The sequence below is a fragment of the Amycolatopsis australiensis genome (assembly GCF_900119165.1).
Taxonomy (GTDB): domain Bacteria; phylum Actinomycetota; class Actinomycetes; order Mycobacteriales; family Pseudonocardiaceae; genus Amycolatopsis; species Amycolatopsis australiensis.
Genome location: NZ_FPJG01000006.1, coordinates 2,433,712 through 2,450,374 on the forward strand (window position 1 = coordinate 2,433,712; position 16,663 = coordinate 2,450,374).

Sequence of the window (16,663 nt, forward strand, 5' to 3'; positions counted from 1 at the left end):
CCGGGTCGGTCATCCGGCGGCGCGGAGGGCACCCAGCGCGAGCCGGGCGAGCAGTTCGGCGAGTTCGCTGTCACCGAGATGGCGGTTGTACGGCGTCGAGTTGATCAGCCCGAACACGGCGTGCGCCGCCGACCGGGCCTCCAGTTCTCCCAGGCCGGGGACCGCTTCGCGGATCACGCGCACCCACACCTCGACGTACTGGCGCTGCAGCGCGCGAACCTGCTTGCGGTCGGCGTCGGTGAGGTTCGCGAGGTTCCGCTCCTGAACGGTGATCAACGACGGATGGTTGAGCGCGAAGCCGACGTGGAACGCCACGAGCCCGGCCAGCCTGTTGTCCGCATCGCCCGGCCGGGCCGCCCACCGCCTGCCGCCGTCGAGCAGGTAGCGGCTGATCGAGTTCAGCATCTCGCCGAGGATGGCGTCCTTGCTGCGGAAGTGGCGGTAGAGCGCGGGGCCGGAGATGCCGACCGCGGCGCCGATGTCGTCGATGCCGACGCCGTGGAACCCGTGGTGGGCGAACAGCTCGGCGGCCGCGGCCAGGATCTGCTCGCGTCTGTTCGCCTTCTCGCCGTTCACCAGGGGTGTGGGGTTGGCCGCCATCCGGCCATATTAGAGCGGGAAGTTAGCGACCGCTAACACCGTTCCCGTCTTCCGGCGTGAGCCGAGTGGGTTACCTACAGGTAGCTAGGGGTTCCTTGTGGGGCTTCCACCTGGTGTGCTTTCCAGGTCGGCTCTGTCACAAAGGAGTGGCCCATGGGGGTTCCGATCCGTCTGTCGCGACGGTTGCTAGTGAGGTTGAGCACGGCTCTCGGGGCCGTCGTCCTGTCCACTCTCGGCGTCACGGGCCTCGCCCAGGCCGCCGGGACCGTCTACGCCGCACTCGGCGACTCCTACTCCTCCGGGGTCGGGGCCGGCAGCTACGGCAGTTCCGGGAGCTGCTACCGCAGCTCCAACGCCTACCCGCAACTGTGGGCCAACGCGCACAGCGGCACGTCGTTCAGCTTCCTGGCCTGCTCCGGCGCCCGCACGGGCGACGTGATCAACCAGGCGAACTCCATCCCCTCCAACGCGACCCTGGTCACGGTCACCGTGGGCGGCAACGACGCCGGCTTCAGCGACGTGATCCAGACCTGCACCCTCGGCAGCGACACGGACTGCACCAACCGCGTCAACACCGCCAAGACCTACGTCAACAACACCCTGCCCCCGCTGCTGACCAACACCTACAACGCGATCAAGGCGAAGGCACCCGGTGCGCGCCTCGTCGTCCTGTCCTACCCGCGCTTCTACACCGTTCCCGGCTCCTGCTGGGTCGGGTTGAGCGACACCAAGCGCTCGGCGATCAACTCCGGCGCCGACACCCTGGCGTCGGTCATCCAGCAGCGCGCGTCGGCCGCCGGGGCGACGTTCGTCGACGTGCGGCCGGCGTTCGTCGGGCACAACATCTGCTCGTCGGCCGACGACTACCTGCACAGCCTGACCTGGCCGGTGATCGAGTCGTACCACCCGACGGTGGCCGGCCAGTCCGGCGGCTACTACGCCCCGCTCCGGGGCGCGATCGGCTGACGCCGCGATCGCACGGAGGCCATCCCGGTCCGCCGGGGTGGCCTTCTCGGCCTTCCGGCCCACTGGACACCCCGGTTAGCGGTCGCTAACATCGGAGCGGAGGTTAACGCCTGCTAACTTCGAGGGAGCCCATGGACACGCCGGTACTGGGGACTTCCGCCGCCCCGGACAGCGAGGCCTACGCCCGCAACGCCACGTCCCACGCGGAGCTGGTCGAGGACCTCCGCAAACGTTTGGCCGCGGCGCGGCTCGGCGGGCCGGAGAAGGCCCGCACGCGGCACGTCGAGCGCGGCAAGCTGCTGCCGCGCGACCGCGTCGACACGCTGCTCGACCCGGGATCGCCGTTTCTCGAGCTGTCGCCGCTGGCCGCGAACGGGCTGTACGACGACGAGGCGCCGTCCGCCGGGATCATCACCGGGATCGGGCGTGTCTCCGGCCGCGAGTGCGTGGTCGTCGCCAACGACGCCACGGTCAAGGGCGGTACGTACTACCCGATGACGGTGAAGAAGCACCTGCGCGCCCAGGAGGTCGCGCTGCACAACAACCTGCCGTGCGTCTACCTGGTGGACTCCGGCGGCGCGTTCCTGCCCCGGCAGGACGAGGTCTTCCCGGATCGTGAACACTTCGGCCGGATCTTCTACAACCAGGCGACGATGTCCGCGCGCGGCATCCCGCAGATCGCCGCGGTGCTCGGGTCGTGCACCGCGGGCGGCGCGTACGTCCCGGCGATGAGCGACGAGGCCGTCATCGTCCGGAACCAGGGCACGATCTTCCTCGGCGGGCCGCCGCTGGTGAAGGCCGCGACCGGCGAGGTCGTCACGGCCGAGGAGCTGGGTGGCGGCGACGTCCACGCGCGCCAGTCCGGCGTCACCGACCACCTGGCCGACGACGACGCGCACGCGCTGCGGATCGTTCGCTCGATCGTGTCGACTTTGGGCCCCCGCACTCCGCGGCCGTGGGACGTGCTGCCGACCGAGGAGCCGGTGGTCGACCCGGCCGAGCTGTACGGCGTCGTGCCGACCGACCCGCGCGTGCCCTACGACGTGCGCGAGGTGATCGCGCGGATCGTCGACGGCAGCCGGTTCGGCGAGTTCAAGAAGGAGTACGGCGCGACGCTGGTCACCGGGTTCGCCCGGATCCACGGCCACCCGGTCGGCATCGTCGCGAACAACGGCGTGCTGTTCGCCGAGTCCGCGATGAAGGGCGCGCACTTCATCGAGCTGTGCGACAAGCGCTCGATCCCGCTGCTGTTCCTGCAGAACATCACCGGCTTCATGGTCGGGCGCGCGTACGAGGCGGGCGGCATCGCCAAGCACGGCGCGAAGATGGTCACCGCGGTGGCCTGCGCGCGGGTGCCGAAGTTAACCGTCGTTATCGGGGGCTCGTTCGGCGCCGGCAACTACTCGATGTGCGGCCGGGCGTACTCGCCGCGGTTCCTGTGGATGTGGCCGAACGCGCGGATCTCGGTGATGGGCGGGGAGCAGGCGGCGTCCGTGCTGTCGACGGTCCGCCGCGACTCGATCGAAAGCCGTGGCGGCGAGTGGTCCGCCGAGGACGAAGAGGCGTTCAAGGCCCCGATCCGCGAGCAGTACGAGGTGCAGGGCAGCCCGTACTACTCGACCGCGCGGCTGTGGGACGACGGCGTCATCGACCCGGCGGACACCCGCACGGTGCTCGGCCTCGCGCTCTCGGCCGCGGCCAACGCCCCCCTGGGTGAAGTCAACTACGGCGTCTTCCGGATGTGAGGCAGATGTTCGACTCAGTGCTGGTGGCGAACCGGGGCGAGATCGCGGTGCGGGTCATCCGCACGCTGCGGGACCTCGGGATCCGCGCCGTGGCGGTGTACAGCGACGCGGACGCGGACGCGCGGCACGTCCGCGAGGCGCACACGGCGGTCCGCATCGGGCCGGCGGAGGCCGCCAAGAGCTACCTGTCCATTCCGGCGATCGTGGACGCGGCCGTGTCGTCGGGCGCGCAGGCCGTGCATCCGGGCTACGGCTTCCTGGCCGAGAACGCCGAGTTCGCGCGGGCCTGCGAGGCCGCCGGGCTCGTGTTCATCGGCCCGCCGCCGTCGGCGATCGACGCCATGGGCGACAAGATCCGCGCCAAGGCGACCGTGTCGAAGGCCGGTGTGCCGGTCGTGCCCGGAGCGTCGGACGCGGACATCCCGGACGGCGGCTTCGCGGCGGCCGCCGCCAAGGTCGGCTACCCGCTGCTGCTCAAGCCGTCCGCCGGCGGCGGCGGCAAGGGCATGCGGCTGGTGCACGCCGAGGCCGAGCTGGACGCGGCGATCGAGTCGGCGCGGCGTGAGGCCAAGGGATCGTTCGGCGACGACACGCTCCTGATGGAACGGTTCGTCACGACGCCGCGGCACATCGAGATCCAGGTGCTGGCCGACCGGCACGGGAACGTCCTGCACCTCGGCGAGCGCGAGTGCAGCCTGCAGCGGCGGCACCAGAAGATCATCGAGGAAGCGCCGTCGGTGCTGCTGGACCCCGCGACCCGCGAAAAGATGGGCTCGGCGGCGGCCGAAGCCGCGCGCTCGGTGGGTTACGTCGGCGCCGGGACGGTCGAGTTCATCATGTCGGCGCACGACCCGGACGAGTTCTTCTTCATGGAGATGAACACCCGGCTGCAGGTCGAGCACCCGGTCACCGAGCTGGTCACCGGCCTCGACCTGGTCGAGTGGCAGGTCCGGGTCGCCGCCGGCGAAGAGCTGACCCTCACCCAGCAGGACGTCTCGCTGCGCGGGCACGCCGTCGAGGCGCGCGTGTACGCCGAGGACCCGGCACGCGGGTTCATCCCGACCGGCGGGACGGTGCTGGCCGTGCACGAGCCGTCCGGCGACGGCGTCCGCGTCGACTCGTGGATGACACCGGGCGCGGTGGTCGGCTCGAACTACGACCCGATGCTGGCCAAGGTCATCGCCTGGGGCCCGGACCGCGCGGCGGCGCTGCACCGGCTCGACCGGGCGCTGGCCGACACGGCGCTGCTGGGTCTCGGCACGAACACCGCGTTCCTGCGGGCGCTGCTGGCCGACGAGGACGTCCGCGCCGGCCGGCTCGACACGGAGCTGGTCGACCGGCGGCTGTCCGAGCTGGTCTCTTCCGACGTGCCGGCCGAGTTCTTCGTCGCGGCCGCGCTGGACCGGTTCCTCGAGCTGCAGCCGTCGGGGTCCATTGTGGACCCATGGGACGTGCCGGACGGCTGGCGCATGGGCGGCTCCGGCGGCGTGACGTTCCGGCTGAAGTCCGGCACCGCGCGCGCGGTGGTCCGGGTGCAGGGCACGCCGTCGGCCGCGACGGTGTTCGTGGACGACGCCGAGCCGGTCGAGGTGTCGGCCCGCCGTGACGGTGACGTCCTGGAAATCCGGCACGCCGGCGGCTTCCACCGGTACCGCCAGGCGTGCGGTCCCGATCGGACGGTCTGGCTGGCCCGCGACGGGCTGAGCTTCCCGTTCGGGGAGCAGGAGTTCGTGCTGTCATCACGCGGCGAGGCCGCCGGTGCCGGGCCGGTCACCAGCCCGATGCCGGGCACCGTGCTCGTGGTCAAGGTCGCCGCGGGCGACGTCGTGCGCGCCGGGACGCCGTTGCTGGTCGTGGAAGCGATGAAGATGGAGCACACCGTCACCGCGCCGATCGACGGCGTGGTCAGCGAACTGCCCGTCCGGGCCGGCCAGCAGGTCGCGCTGGACGAAACCCTTGCCGTTGTCACGCCCCCCGAGGAGCAGCCGTGATCGACTTCCGCCTGGACGAGGAGTACGAGTCCCTCCGCAAGACCGTCGAGGACTTCGCGCACGCCGAGGTCGCGCCCGTGATCGGCGAGCTGTACGAGAAGGAGGAGTTCCCGTACGCCATCGTCGCGAAGATGGGCGAGATGGGCCTGTTCGGGCTGCCGTTCCCCGAGAAGTTCGGCGGCATGGGCGGCGACTACTTCGCGCTGTGCCTGGCGCTGGAGGAGCTGGCCCGCGTCGATTCGTCGGTGGCGATCACGCTCGAGGCCGGCGTTTCGCTCGGCGCGATGCCGATTTACCGCTTCGGGACGCAGGAGCAGCAGGAGGAATGGCTCCCGCCGCTCTGCGCGGGCACCGCGCTGGGCGGCTTCGGCCTGACCGAGCCGGGCGGCGGCTCGGACGCGGGCGCGACGCGCACCCGGGCCACTTTGGACGGTGACTCCTGGGTCATCAACGGCAGCAAGGCGTTCATCACGAACTCGGGCACGGACATCACGCGCCTGGTCACGGTGACGGCCGTGACGGACGTGATGGAGAACGGCCGCAAGGAGATCTCGGCGATCATCGTCCCGTCCGGCACGCCGGGCTTCGAAGTGGCGCCGAAGTACTCGAAGGTCGGCTGGAACTGCTCGGACACCCACGAACTGTCCTTTTCGGACGTCCGCGTCCCGGCCGAGAACCTGGTCGGGCAGCGCGGCCGCGGCTACGCCCAGTTCCTGTCCATTTTGGACGAGGGCAGGGTCGCGATCGCCGCGCTGTCGGTGGGCCTGGCGCAGGGCTGCGTCGACGAGTGCCTCAAGTACGTGAAGGACCGCGTCGCGTTCGGCAAGCGGATCGGCGAGTACCAGGCGATCCAGTTCAAGATCGCGGACATGGAGGTCCGCACGCACACCGCGCGCCTGGCGTACTACCAGGCGGCGGCGAAGATGCTGCGCGGAGAGCCGTTCAAGAAGGAGGCGTCGATCGCGAAGCTGGTGGCCTCGAACGCGGCGATGGACAACGCCCGCGACGCGACCCAGATCTTCGGCGGCTACGGGTTCATGAACGAGTTCCCGGTGAGCCGCTTCTACCGCGACGCGAAGATCCTGGAGATCGGCGAGGGCACCAGCGAGGTGCAGAAGATGCTGATCTCGCGGCACCTGGGCGTGGCCTGAGTCCGTGGGGGCGGTGCCCCCACGGCTACTCGTTCGCGGCCGCCCAGCCGGTCTCGGCGGTCTTCTGGATGTCGAGCATCTGCTTGATGATCTCCTGGCTGCCCTTGACCGGCCAGGCCCACAGCTCCTTGGCGCTGTCGGAGTCGGCGACCCAGTTCTTCAGGAGGTTGAAGGCCTTGGGGTCGTGCTCCTTCAGCCACGTCTCGTTCCGCTTGTACAAGGCGTAGGCGTCGGGCTGGTGCTGCTTGAGCCAGTCCTCGTGCTTCTTGGTCCACGGCGAGGTGGACGGCGGGTTCTCGTTCGCCGTGTGGTAGCTCGACGCGTCGTCGTCCTCGCGCGGCGGTGGGGTGCCCGCGTCCTCGCGGGGCGGGTTCTCGTTCGCGGTGTGGAAGCTGGCGTCGTCGTCGTCCCGCGCCGGGCTCGGCGGCGGGGTGTCTTCGTTGGCCGTGTGGTAGCTCGACGCGTCATCGTCTTCGCGCGGTGGTGGGGTGCCCGCGTCGTCTTCGCGGGGTGGTGGGGTGCCCGCGTCGTCTTCGCGGGGTGGTGGGGTGCCCGCGTCGTCTTCGCGGGGTGGCGGAGTGCCTTCGCGCGGTGGCGGTCCCTCGACCCGTGGCGGCGGTGGCGCGACGTCGTCGGCGCCGCGACCGGCGCCGGCGGCCCCGCTCGCTTCCGGGCGGGTCTTCAGCATCTTCGTGATGTCGCCGATCCGGCCTGCCGACCGGACCGCCTGCGCGAGCACCGCGGCCAGCTTCGAGGCCAGCGAAGTCGCCGTCATCGTCGCCTGCGTGACGCACCACGTGACGCCGGCGACGATCGACGTGCCGAACGTGATCGCCGCCGTCGCCAGCGCGATCAGCATCGTCGAGATGATGTCGCCGAGCACCGTCGTGATCAGGTCGCGGAACAGGCTGCGCACCGCGGCGATGATCGCCATGTTCGTCTGGATGAGGTAGCCGACGATGTCGGTGCCGTGCGCCTTGCTCTCCAGGTCGGCCGCCAGTTCCTTCATGCGGTCGTTGAACGCCTTCGCGCCGTCGCCTTCCCAGTGCGAGATCTCGCCGGTCAGCGACGCCGTCTGGTCGTCGGCGATCTTGCGGATCGACTCGGCGATCGTGTGCACTTCCTGGCTGAGCAGCTGGATCTGGTCCGGGTCGCCCATCAGCATGTCGAGCGGCTCGCGCAGGAAGCTGATGTGCTCGATCAGCCAGCCGAGTCCCGCCGAGATGAGGCTGCCGAGCGGGTTCAGCGCGAACTTCACCGTGTCGACCACGGTCGCGACCGCGCCGAGCCCGATCGCCACGCCCAGCGCGGCCTTGTCGGCGTCGTCGGCCTTCTGGATGTCCTGGCAGCTCTTGATCAGGAACGTGTACGAGTCCAGGAACCCCGCGCCGGAGAACTTGTTCGAGTCGGTGATCACCACGCCGGCGCCGAAGTCGGGCGCCGCCGTCGGGTTGAACGTCTCGGTCACTTCGCGAACACCGCCGCGTGGTCGGCCTCGGTGGCGCTGTACTTCTGCGCCGCGGTCCGGACGTTCGCCGCCTGGTCGGTCATCGCCTTCGCCGCCGACTTGATCTGGTCGTGCAGCACGGCCAGCGCGATCCGCGTCGGCACGCCGAGCGCCTGGCCGACCAGCACGCCGAACGCGTTGATGTCGGCGCCGTTCACGGACTGGACCTTGTCCGCGGCCGCCGTGACGCGGTTCGCGCGGTCGTCGAGGCCGCTCGCGTACGTGTTCAGCACCTCCGGGGTGACGCTGTAGCCGCCGCTCACCAGGGGTTCAACTCCTCGCCGTCGTCGTCCGGACGCCGCCGCGGTGGCGCGGGCGGAGATGGTGGGGGTGCCGGACGCCCCTGTGGTGGCCGCGGGGGCGCCGCGGGCGGTGGTGGCGGCGGAGGCGGGGGCTCGTCCGGCACCGGCAGGAACCGCTCGACGACCCGCATCATCTCCGTGCCGCCGGCGATCGGCTCCAGCGCGGCCGCGACGTCCTTCGACACCTGCCGCTGTGCCTTGCCGTAGGCCTCCATCAGCAACGCGGTGAGCTGCCGCCCGCCGCCGGGCAGCCGCAGCGCGCGGTCGTCGATGCGGAGGTTCTTCAGCGCCCCGTTCGGTGCCACGGTCACCGCCACCAGGCCCTGCGCGGCCTCCGCGGTGCCTTCGGCGTGGGTGATCTTCTCCTGCAGCACCTGCGACTTGGCGCGCATCTCGTCGACCCGCCGCTGGAAGCCGGCGAGCCAGTCCTGTTCGTCCACGGCGTCCTTTCAGCCGTCCCGCTGAGCAACGCCGCGAGGTTAGCCAGCCGCAGTGAACGGAAAGTGGCCGCGGGACGACGAACACGCGGTTGCGGTAAACAGAGGGAATGGACAACATCGTCATCCGATCGGGTGATTCTGGGGATGTGGACACGCTGCTGGGCTTCTTCGACGAGGCCGTCGGCTGGCTCGTCGCCCGCGGCAGCTCGAAGCAGTGGGGGACCGAGCCGTGGAGCCGCGTGCCGAAGCGCGTCGAACGGGTCAAGGGCATGGCCGCGGACCCCGGGCTGCGCGTCGCGGTGGTCGGCGGCGAGCCGGCCGGCGCGCTGATCGTCTCCGAGGAGCACGACCCGCACGTGCCGCCGGTCGACGAGCGTGAGCTGTACATCCGGCTGCTGATCACGTCGCGGCGGTTCGCCGGGCGGCGCGTCGGCGGGCGGCTGATCGAGTACGCGCTCGACGAGGCGCGCCGGCGCGGCATCTCCCTCGTGCGCGTCGACTGCTGGGCCGGCGGCGACGGCGACCTGCAGCGGTACTACGAGAGCCATGGCTTCGAGCCGACCGTCCGGTTCACCGTCGGCGACTGGGTCGGGCAGGTCCTCGAGCAACGCGTGGGGTAGCGCGATCGCGGGCGGCGAGCGACACTGTTGACGCGTTGCCAACAGACGGAGGAGTCGCCATGGCCGAGGAGCTCGCGGGCAAGGTCGTCGTCATCACCGGCGGCGGGCAGGGGATCGGCGCGGCGACCGCGTCGGCACTGTCCCGCCTGGGCGCGCGGGTGGTGATCGGCGACCTCGACCAGGTCCGGGCCGAGAAGACCGCCGCCGGGCTGGGCGCCGAGGCGCTGCCGCTGGACGTCACCGACATCCGCGCGTTCACGGCGTTCCTCGACGAGGTCGAGCGCCGCCACGGCCGCATCGACGTCCTCGTCAACAACGCGGGGATCATGCCGCTCGGCGAGCTGGAGCGGGAGAGCGACGCGACGACGCGGCGGCAGCTGGAGATCAACCTGCACGCGGTCATCCACGGCACCCGCGAAGCGATCAAGCGGATGCGGCCGCGCCGGTCCGGGCACATCGTCAACGTCGCGTCGTTCGCCGGCAAGGCGGGCTTCCCGGGCGCGGCGACCTACTGCGCCACCAAGCACGCCGTCGTCGGGCTGTCCGAAGCGGTGCACCTGGAGCTGCACGGGTCCGGTGTGCACGTTTCGTGCGTGATGCCCGCCATCGTCCGGACGGAGCTGGCGAGCGGGCTCGGCGAGGCGAAGCTGTTCAAGTCCTCGCGCCCGGAAGATGTGGCCGACGCCATCGTATCCACGCTGCGCAAGCCTCGTTTCGACGTCTACGTCCCGCGTTCGGTGGGAACTATGGGCAAGCTCACCCGGCTGCTGCCGCGACGGGCGGGCGAAGCGCTCTCCCGCGCGTTGAAAGCGGACCGGCTTTTGGCTTCAGCGGCCCATTCCCCGGCTCGCGCGGAGTACGAGGCGCGGGCCGCCGAGAGCGCTCCCGGAGCCGTCCCGGAGTAACTCGGACGGCCTAGCGACTGTCCGATTTGGACGTGGCCGGTATTGAGTCCACCGGCCGCACCCGGCAAGATTGGGCGGAGGTGTCCGCCGGGGGACGTCCAGGAGGCTCGAGGAAGATGGTTTCACCGCCCGCACGGCTGGCCGCCGCGGCGTCGAACGTGGTCGGCAAGGTGCTGCACGGCGGAGTCGCCGACCTGCGCCCGATGCCGCGGGTGCTGATCGACCAGGGACCCAACCGCTCGCTGTACCGGATGACGCACAGCAGCCGCCCGGTGTCCGGGCCGCCGATCCTGCTGGTGCCGCCGCTGGCCGCGCCGGCGATCTGCTTCGACCTGCGGCGCGGCTGCAGCCTCATCGAGCACCTGGTGGACGCCGGGCGCAACGCCTACCTCGTCGACTACGGCATGGTCGCGTTCTCCGACCGGCGTCTGGGCATCGAGCACTGGATCGACGAGGTGCTGCCGCGGGCGATCCGCAAGGTGAGCGCCGACGCCGGCGGGCAGCCGGTGCACCTGGTGTCGTGGTCGCTGGGCGGGATCTTCTCGCTGCTGGTGAACGCCGACCAGCCGGAGCTGCCGATCGCGTCGATCACGGCGATCGGCTCGCCGGTGGACTTCACGGCGATCCCGATCGTGGCGCCGTTCCGCCCGCTGGTCGACCTGACGCGCGGCCACCTGCTGACCCCGATCTACCGCGCGTTCGGCGGCGCACCGTCCTATTTGGTCAGCCGCGTCTTCCGCGCGACGGGCATCAGCAAGGAGATCACGAAGCCGATCGCGATCCTGTCACACCTCGATGATCGCGACTACCTGGCGCAGATCGAGGCGGTCGACCACTTCATGAGCAACATGTACGCCTACCCGGGCCGCACGTTCGGCCAGCTGTACCACCGCCTGTTCCGCACGAACGACCTGGCGGAGGGCAAGGTGGACCTGAACGGCCGGATCATCTCGCTGTCGGCGGTCCGCGTCCCGACCCTGGTGGTGGCGGGCGAGAACGACACGATCGCCCCGAGGCCGTCGGTGGAGCGCGTGGTGGAGCTGCTGGACAAGGCCCCGGAGGTCCGCTTCAAGACGGCACCGGGCGGCCACCTGGGCGTCCTGACGGGCCGCAAGGCCCGCGACACGACATGGCGCTACCTGGACGAATTCCTGGACGACCAGATTTCTTGAGCGCGCTGAGGGCCACCCCGGATCGGAGTGGCCCTCAGTCGTTCACTTGAGTTCGGCGCTCGTCTTGCCGAGGATCCGACGAGCCACGATGAGCTGCTGGATCTGCTGCGTCCCCTCGAAGATGTCCAGAATTTCTCAGCTGGATTTCGTCGACCTCGCTCGTTTCGCCGTAAACGGCCTCTGAGCTGCGCTGATGTGTCTCGTTAATTCTCGTCGTCTGTCGCTGCTCCCGAGCCTCTGACGGCCTGGAGACGGCCTGGCGGGCCCCCGCCACACCCTGCCCTGCATCCCGATACGAAGCCTCCACGCGGCCGGTGGTGCCGGGTCAAGACACGCTTCATCGTCTTGACGCGGTGCTACCGGCCGTTGTCACGATCAGGCGTCGGGATGGAGGTCCCCCACGACGGAGCGTAACGGAGATCGAGTCACGAACGACTGGTCCGTCACCACCGCATGTAGAGGGAGGTCGACGTTGGCTCAGGGGACACGTGTGCCGCCGCCGCGCGGCGCTACGCCAGGTGCCCCGCTGGCGGCCGCACCGCCCGGCCGGCGGGCGGAGCGGAGCGGCAGCCCGCCGTGTCGGAGGCGGATGCGGTCGCCCAGGCGAGGGGCTACGTAGGCGACAGTCGCGCCGCCATCGGCGGCGTGGCCCTTGATCCCATAGAGCGAAGTTCGGCAATCACCAGATGTGCGTGTTCGAGAGGGGGCCGATTGTGGCAACCAGGCAAAGGAAGAAGACTGTCCAGTTCTTCGAGGTGGTCAATTCCGATGGCAGTAGGATCGAAAATGGGTCCCTTGACTGGCAGGAGATTCTATTCGATCTTTCGAGGCAGCATATCCGTGACCGTCGGCACCGGATTGGCGGAATTGATCATTGGGGCCAAATATATCCATATAACGGGGATGAGCACTTCATTCTTGCAAAGAACCGTGAGGATGGAGTTTCTTCTTTTGATATCGAGAACGAAGAGTTCATTGACTCGGAAACTCAGGCTGGCAATCCGTATGTAGAGCTTACGATCATAAAGTTCATCCCCGGTACGAATCGATTCGGTCTCGTGTTAGGGTCGGGTGCTTCGTCGAGGGCTGGCACGTTTCAGATATGGCTTAACGAACATCGCGTATTTGCTGAAGAGATTTCGGTCAAGCCTCTTGTGAGTAACCGCGTCCTTGAGAAGATTCAAGGTGCCCAGCAGGCGAAGTTGTTGAACGTTCGGTTGGAGCGTGATCAGGCGGCTGCCGTCAGTGAGGCCAATGGCCTATATGGCGCCGTGCGGGCAATAACTGCCGTACATGGAAGCGTGGATGTCGAACTGATCCTTCGGGTTAAGGGTCAAGTTGATAGTCGTCATGATGACGAGCGAATTAGCATTTTGAATACGGCGCGATCTGTGATCAATACGCAATTCTCGAAAGCCATGGTCGAGCTCGTGCAATTTGATCAAGAGGGAAAGCCGGAAACCGAAACGGTCAACTTCGTGAATGATCTTCTTTCGAAGAAGATGAAGGTTAGCGTGACCGACGAGGAGGGTCACCCGGTCCGCATCCCGTCGGCTATAGCTGCCATAGATCGAGCTATTGACGATCTGCAGTCGGAGTTTGACGCTCTGTAGTGGCTCAAAACTGTCGGTGCCCCCGGGTAGATTGCAGGAGGAGAATGACCGGGTGGTCGGGCGGGAGGACGAGTCATGGTTGACGAGGGTGAAGAGTCGGTCGGTGGTCGGGTTCTCAACTTCTGGTCGAACCATCCGCTGGTTGATCTCGCCGCTGTCGTGGCAGTGTTCGGGCTGCATATCTGGATCGTTGTCAAGTTCGGAATAGGCAAGATGCTCCCGTGGTCTGACTCGCCACAGCGTTTGTCTGTCTACGGTGCTGGCGCCGGGATGATGTCTCTGATCGCGGGTTTCGCTGGAACTGCGGTGGCGCTGTATGCCAGTTCGTCGGGGCCTATGGCTGTGCGGTTGCGTAAGAAATTTGCTAGAGTGATTAGGAGAAGCTGGGTAAGTATACTAAGTTGGCTGCTTGCGGGTGCACTTCTCTGCATATTTGCGATGACTATAGAATCTAAGGATTCGTCTAACTTTTCGCAGTGGATTTTTGAGTTCTCTTCGTTGATTGCCGTTACGAAATTTGCCAGATTGATACTCTTATTCAATATGGCTTTGGGGGTCTCGGATAGTGATGCTGCGAAGGCTGATGTAAAGAGTAAGAAGACGCCTCAATGGTTGCCGAGGGCTCCGGGTCAATCTTCGGATCAGGAGAAGTAAGTCTTTTCTCCCTTGGTGGTGGCATGCTCAATCCTGATTAGAATTGATGGATGAACCTTCATCTCGAAGACGCGATGGATGGGGATCCAGAGTACTTCTTTACTTTCACTACTAGTAGTTTCGGTTCCGCCGGTCGCCTGAGCTCGGAAGCAGATGGAGAACTCCTGGCGTACCTCGCCATCGTCGTAGGCGATCACGTGTTTAGGGTTGGAATACACGCCGATCACCTCAGTTACCTGGCATTCTATGCCGGTCTCCTCGCGAACCTCTCGGACCGCTGCTTCGGCCAGGGTCTCGCCGAGTTCCAGTTGGCCGCCCGGGATCGAGTACAGGTCGTTGTCCGTGCGCCTGATCATGAGGATGCGATCTTCGTCGTCCTGGATGAACGCGGACACTGCTACTGCGATGCTGTTGGCTTTGGGGGCGTTCGGGTCGTTGTAGTAGTCGACGCGGGTCATGCTGCCTCCTAGAAGGTGGCTGGCTTGGCGAGGTTCCAGACTGACTCGAAGCTCTCTGAGTAGGTCTCGAAGAGGTCCCCGGCGGAGAGTCTCCGCAGGTGGAGGGACGGGGCGTGGGCTCCCTGGAACCCGTACACGTGCGTGTTGATGATCATTTCGTCGTCGAAGCGGAAGATCGAGTTGTAGAGCGTGGTGTTGTGGAACCGCATCTCCGCCCCGTCGACGCCGACCAGCGGCCGGTAAGACGCTAGGGCGTTGCGGATGCGCGCTGCGAGCGTCCCGTCGCCGAGTTGTTCTTCCTCGCCGCGCAGGGCGACGCTGTCCCCCTCGGGGTCTCCGAACGCGAGCCGGATTCGAGTGCCGGCTGCTGCCTTGGCTGTCAGGTCCTTGATGAACCGTGGGCGTTCGACCAGGAACAGTGCCGCGTGTACCAGGATCTCGACGGTCTCCGATGCTTCCTTGATCAGCCGGTCCCACAGCTCGACGGGGACGGCGTTGCGGTGCGGGAAGACCTGCACAAGCTCGGCGGCGGCCGTCTCGGCCTTGCGCTCCGGGGCGACGGAGTCGGGCCACAGGTAGGTCTCTGACTCGCGCGCCATGGCGGCGATCTTGTGCCGGTGCTTGGGGTAGGGCGTCCGGTTCTTGGTGATCCAGCGTTCAACGGTCTTCTGGTCGACCCCGACGGCCTTGGCGACCTGCTCCAACGTCAGGCCGTTGCGCAGTAGCGCGTCACGCAGGCGTTCGTTCGGCATCGTCACCCCTTGGGACGTGTAGGGACGTCTTCGACGGTACCAGGGACGTCCCAAGATGTCCCGCCACGTGGTGATCACGTCCCGCGTTTTGGCGGAGTCTTGGTGTCAGGTTGCCGGGGCAGGCCCGGTGGCCAGGACACCGAGGAGGTAGGCGTGACCATTGAAACCGCCGTCCGGCCGGCTGGCTTGGACAAGCGGGCGGTACCTCGCCGACGTGCGGCGTAGGCGCGGCGTGGCATGCGCGACACGGTTCAGATCCACGTCACGGCTGATCTGCCGATTCGTGTCCGGGCACTGACGTACGCAAACCGCGCGGAAGTCCGGTTCGGCAAGGCGTTCCCGGTGGTCCTGCTCGTGGACTCCGACGCCATCGCCGTACTGCGGAGGGAACTGGACGAGGTGAGCGCGGCACTGGACGCCGCAGCGGCACGAGGCGGAGAACCGCCCGAAGAAACCAACTAACAGACGACACAAGGGATTCAGCATGGCTATCGACAAGGGACACCGGTTCGGGATCGACTTCGACGACGCGTTTCCGCAGGGCTTGGTGATGGTGGGCGAGGTGTCGCCGGACAACGAGTACCAGTCGCGTGAGGACCGGGCTGCCAATCGCCCGGTGCGGCAGCGGGTCGACGAGGTGACCGGCAAGCGGCAGTGGAAGGTGATGGTCACCGACCCGGCCGAGACGCGCGCGAAGCGGGCCTCCTTCGAGATCACGCTTCTCGCCGACGTCCAGCCGGTGCCGACCACCTCGGAGGCGTTGCCGGGGATGCGCCCGATCGAGCTGGACGGCCTGACGGCGGAACCGCGTGTGGCTGGGCAGGGTGAGTTCAAGTACCAGTCCTACGTGTTCCGCGCGACCGGCTTCAAGCAGGCCACCAGCAACGCGAAGCCGTCTCGGTCCGGCGGGGCGAGTGAGACGGCGAAGGCGGCGTGAGAGGGATGGGCTTCCGCGAGCGGGTCGAGGCGTGGGAGCAGGCGTATCGGGACTACATGGCCGCGTGGGAGCACGGCCGTGCGGTGCTGTCGCCGGTGAGTGCGACGAACACGGCGAATGCTGCTCGGCGGGTGTCGCGGGCGTGGCACGAGCTGGCGCAGGTGCGCGGGTTGCCGTGGTGGTGTGTGGCGGCGCTGGAGTCGGCGGCCGAGGGGTTCGCCGACCTGGCCCGGGAATGGGAACGACATGACGGCGACGTGGGACGGGCTGGGACTCCGCTGGACGGTCGGCGCGGGGACCGAGGTGACGGTGGAGGAGACCGGGACGGGCGCGTCACATCCGCCGGTCCTGGTGCTGGCTGGTGGGCTGTGCGTGGTGACGCTGGTGCCGCCGGAGGACCAGACCGCGTGGACGGGATGCGCGGTGTTCCTGCGCCGGCTCCGCGACCACGCCGAGGAACTGGCGGCGCTGCTGGAAGCCCGCGCGGAGAGGCGTGACCGTGCGCAGGGGTGAGCCGAAGACGCTGCGGGACGCCCACGAGGTCGTGATGGACCGCCGGCCACCCAACGACGCCAACCCGTCGGTCTGGCTGGCGTTCCGCCTCGGCAACGCGCGGCTGTACAAGGCGATCGCGGACGTCGACCGGGGTCACCACCACGAAGCGCTGTACTGGGCCGGATACGAGGAACGGAAGGCGGGTGAGATCTCGGCGGAACTCCAGGCGGGAGGGACGCCTGCTGATTAGTCGCATGTAGACAAGCAAAAAGTCAACAATAGTAGCGAAAAACGCACGCGATGACGTGCGGCGATGAAGCACGTCCTGTTGCCGGTGCGTGTGATCCGTTAAGGC

The 16,663-nt window shown here is 67.9% G+C and carries 19 protein-coding genes; 13 read left to right on the plus strand and 6 right to left on the minus strand.

Features of this window, described 5'->3' with window-relative positions; all coding sequences use genetic code 11:
* Positions 1-9: 9 nt before the first annotated feature.
* Positions 10-600 (minus strand): SACE_7040 family transcriptional regulator, encoded by a 591-nt coding sequence (locus tag BT341_RS12930; RefSeq protein WP_072476528.1) that lies wholly within the window; start codon positions 598-600, stop codon positions 10-12.
* Between the two features lie 195 nt (positions 601-795).
* Between BT341_RS12930 and BT341_RS12935 the strand changes: the two genes are divergently transcribed.
* The 4 genes from BT341_RS12935 to BT341_RS12950 all read left to right on the plus strand — a co-directional run bounded on the left by BT341_RS12935 (position 796) and on the right by BT341_RS12950 (position 6,453).
* Positions 796-1,566, plus strand: coding sequence for an SGNH/GDSL hydrolase family protein (locus tag BT341_RS12935; protein WP_072476529.1), 771 nt, complete (start codon positions 796-798; stop codon positions 1,564-1,566).
* A 131-nt stretch (positions 1,567-1,697) separates the two neighbouring features.
* Positions 1,698-3,311: a carboxyl transferase domain-containing protein gene (locus BT341_RS12940; protein ID WP_072476530.1), complete on the plus strand. Its 1,614-nt coding sequence runs from the start codon at positions 1,698-1,700 to the stop codon at positions 3,309-3,311.
* 5 nt (positions 3,312-3,316) lie between these two features.
* Positions 3,317-5,302: an acetyl-CoA carboxylase biotin carboxylase subunit gene (locus BT341_RS12945; RefSeq protein WP_072476531.1), complete on the plus strand. Its 1,986-nt coding sequence runs from the start codon at positions 3,317-3,319 to the stop codon at positions 5,300-5,302.
* The gene (locus BT341_RS12950; RefSeq protein WP_072476532.1) at positions 5,299-6,453 is read left to right on the plus strand and encodes an acyl-CoA dehydrogenase family protein; all 1,155 of its coding nucleotides are present in this window, start codon (positions 5,299-5,301) and stop codon (positions 6,451-6,453) included. The genes BT341_RS12945 and BT341_RS12950 overlap by 4 nt, the downstream gene beginning before the upstream one ends.
* Before the next feature lie 25 nt (positions 6,454-6,478).
* On the opposite strand, the gene BT341_RS45255 is transcribed toward BT341_RS12950, so the two are convergent.
* From BT341_RS45255 to BT341_RS12965, 3 genes are read right to left on the minus strand one after another with little or no spacing between them, the layout of a single operon-like run.
* Positions 6,479-7,921 carry a WXG100 family type VII secretion target gene (locus BT341_RS45255; RefSeq protein WP_072476533.1) on the minus strand — a complete coding sequence of 481 codons (1,443 nt, stop codon included), beginning with the start codon at positions 7,919-7,921 and terminating at the stop codon, positions 6,479-6,481.
* Complete coding sequence (locus BT341_RS12960; RefSeq protein WP_072476534.1) at positions 7,918-8,223, minus strand: type VII secretion target; 306 nt, start codon at positions 8,221-8,223, stop codon at positions 7,918-7,920. The genes BT341_RS45255 and BT341_RS12960 overlap by 4 nt, the downstream gene beginning before the upstream one ends.
* Positions 8,220-8,702: a YbaB/EbfC family nucleoid-associated protein gene (locus tag BT341_RS12965; protein ID WP_072476535.1), complete on the minus strand. Its 483-nt coding sequence runs from the start codon at positions 8,700-8,702 to the stop codon at positions 8,220-8,222. The genes BT341_RS12960 and BT341_RS12965 overlap by 4 nt, the downstream gene beginning before the upstream one ends.
* Positions 8,703-8,809: 107 nt before the next feature.
* Between BT341_RS12965 and BT341_RS12970 the strand changes: the two genes are divergently transcribed.
* The 5 genes from BT341_RS12970 (at position 8,810) to BT341_RS44240 (ending at position 13,666) form a co-directional block, all read left to right on the plus strand.
* Positions 8,810-9,322, plus strand: a complete 513-nt coding sequence (locus tag BT341_RS12970; protein WP_072476536.1) for a GNAT family N-acetyltransferase — start codon at positions 8,810-8,812, stop codon at positions 9,320-9,322.
* Between the two features lie 59 nt (positions 9,323-9,381).
* Positions 9,382-10,227: an SDR family oxidoreductase gene (locus BT341_RS12975; protein ID WP_072476537.1), complete on the plus strand. Its 846-nt coding sequence runs from the start codon at positions 9,382-9,384 to the stop codon at positions 10,225-10,227.
* A gap of 116 nt (positions 10,228-10,343) precedes the next feature.
* Positions 10,344-11,399, plus strand: a complete 1,056-nt coding sequence (locus tag BT341_RS12980) for an alpha/beta fold hydrolase (protein ID WP_072476538.1) — start codon at positions 10,344-10,346, stop codon at positions 11,397-11,399.
* A 686-nt stretch (positions 11,400-12,085) separates the two neighbouring features.
* Complete coding sequence (locus tag BT341_RS44235; protein WP_143168542.1) at positions 12,086-13,012, plus strand: hypothetical protein; 927 nt, start codon at positions 12,086-12,088, stop codon at positions 13,010-13,012.
* A 75-nt stretch (positions 13,013-13,087) separates the two neighbouring features.
* Entirely contained in the window at positions 13,088-13,666 is a 579-nt protein-coding gene (locus tag BT341_RS44240; RefSeq protein WP_143168543.1) for a hypothetical protein, read from the plus strand.
* On the opposite strand, the gene BT341_RS12995 is transcribed toward BT341_RS44240, so the two are convergent.
* Together BT341_RS12995 and BT341_RS13000 are read right to left on the minus strand one after the other, a co-directional pair.
* The gene (locus tag BT341_RS12995; RefSeq protein ID WP_072476540.1) at positions 13,654-14,124 is read right to left on the minus strand and encodes an NUDIX hydrolase; all 471 of its coding nucleotides are present in this window, start codon (positions 14,122-14,124) and stop codon (positions 13,654-13,656) included. The genes BT341_RS44240 and BT341_RS12995 overlap by 13 nt on opposite strands.
* Positions 14,125-14,132: 8 nt before the next feature.
* Positions 14,133-14,876 (minus strand): DUF5919 domain-containing protein, encoded by a 744-nt coding sequence (locus BT341_RS13000; protein WP_072476541.1) that lies wholly within the window; start codon positions 14,874-14,876, stop codon positions 14,133-14,135.
* A 237-nt stretch (positions 14,877-15,113) separates the two neighbouring features.
* Here BT341_RS13000 and BT341_RS13005 point away from each other — a divergent pair, with 237 nt between their 5' ends.
* The 4 genes from BT341_RS13005 (at position 15,114) to BT341_RS13020 (ending at position 16,558) form a co-directional block, all read left to right on the plus strand.
* On the plus strand, positions 15,114-15,338 hold the full coding sequence (locus BT341_RS13005; protein ID WP_072476542.1) for a hypothetical protein: 225 nt from the start codon (positions 15,114-15,116) through the stop codon (positions 15,336-15,338).
* A gap of 22 nt (positions 15,339-15,360) precedes the next feature.
* The gene (locus BT341_RS13010; RefSeq protein WP_072476543.1) at positions 15,361-15,813 is read left to right on the plus strand and encodes a hypothetical protein; all 453 of its coding nucleotides are present in this window, start codon (positions 15,361-15,363) and stop codon (positions 15,811-15,813) included.
* 246 nt (positions 15,814-16,059) lie between these two features.
* Complete coding sequence (locus BT341_RS13015; protein WP_072476544.1) at positions 16,060-16,326, plus strand: hypothetical protein; 267 nt, start codon at positions 16,060-16,062, stop codon at positions 16,324-16,326.
* The gene (locus BT341_RS13020; protein ID WP_072476545.1) at positions 16,307-16,558 is read left to right on the plus strand and encodes an AMED_5909 family protein; all 252 of its coding nucleotides are present in this window, start codon (positions 16,307-16,309) and stop codon (positions 16,556-16,558) included. The genes BT341_RS13015 and BT341_RS13020 overlap by 20 nt, the downstream gene beginning before the upstream one ends.
* The last annotated feature ends 105 nt before the right edge of the window (positions 16,559-16,663 follow it).

Excerpts from the sequence above, each read along its gene's own strand:
- BT341_RS12930 (WP_072476528.1), bottom strand. The coding sequence starts at position 600 with ATGGCGGCCAACCCCACACCCCTGGTGAACGGCGAGAAGGCGAACAGA.
- BT341_RS12940 (WP_072476530.1), top strand. The coding sequence starts at position 1,698 with ATGGACACGCCGGTACTGGGGACTTCCGCCGCCCCGGACAGCGAGGCC.
- BT341_RS12945 (WP_072476531.1), top strand. The coding sequence starts at position 3,317 with ATGTTCGACTCAGTGCTGGTGGCGAACCGGGGCGAGATCGCGGTGCGG.
- BT341_RS12970 (WP_072476536.1), top strand. The coding sequence starts at position 8,810 with ATGGACAACATCGTCATCCGATCGGGTGATTCTGGGGATGTGGACACG.
- BT341_RS12975 (WP_072476537.1), top strand. The coding sequence starts at position 9,382 with ATGGCCGAGGAGCTCGCGGGCAAGGTCGTCGTCATCACCGGCGGCGGG.
- BT341_RS12980 (WP_072476538.1), top strand. The coding sequence starts at position 10,344 with ATGGTTTCACCGCCCGCACGGCTGGCCGCCGCGGCGTCGAACGTGGTC.
- BT341_RS44235 (WP_143168542.1), top strand. The coding sequence starts at position 12,086 with ATGTGCGTGTTCGAGAGGGGGCCGATTGTGGCAACCAGGCAAAGGAAG.
- BT341_RS44240 (WP_143168543.1), top strand. The coding sequence starts at position 13,088 with ATGGTTGACGAGGGTGAAGAGTCGGTCGGTGGTCGGGTTCTCAACTTC.
- BT341_RS12995 (WP_072476540.1), bottom strand. The coding sequence starts at position 14,124 with ATGACCCGCGTCGACTACTACAACGACCCGAACGCCCCCAAAGCCAAC.
- BT341_RS13000 (WP_072476541.1), bottom strand. The coding sequence starts at position 14,876 with ATGCCGAACGAACGCCTGCGTGACGCGCTACTGCGCAACGGCCTGACG.
- BT341_RS13005 (WP_072476542.1), top strand. The coding sequence starts at position 15,114 with ATGCGCGACACGGTTCAGATCCACGTCACGGCTGATCTGCCGATTCGT.
- BT341_RS13010 (WP_072476543.1), top strand. The coding sequence starts at position 15,361 with ATGGCTATCGACAAGGGACACCGGTTCGGGATCGACTTCGACGACGCG.
- BT341_RS13015 (WP_072476544.1), top strand. The coding sequence starts at position 16,060 with ATGACGGCGACGTGGGACGGGCTGGGACTCCGCTGGACGGTCGGCGCG.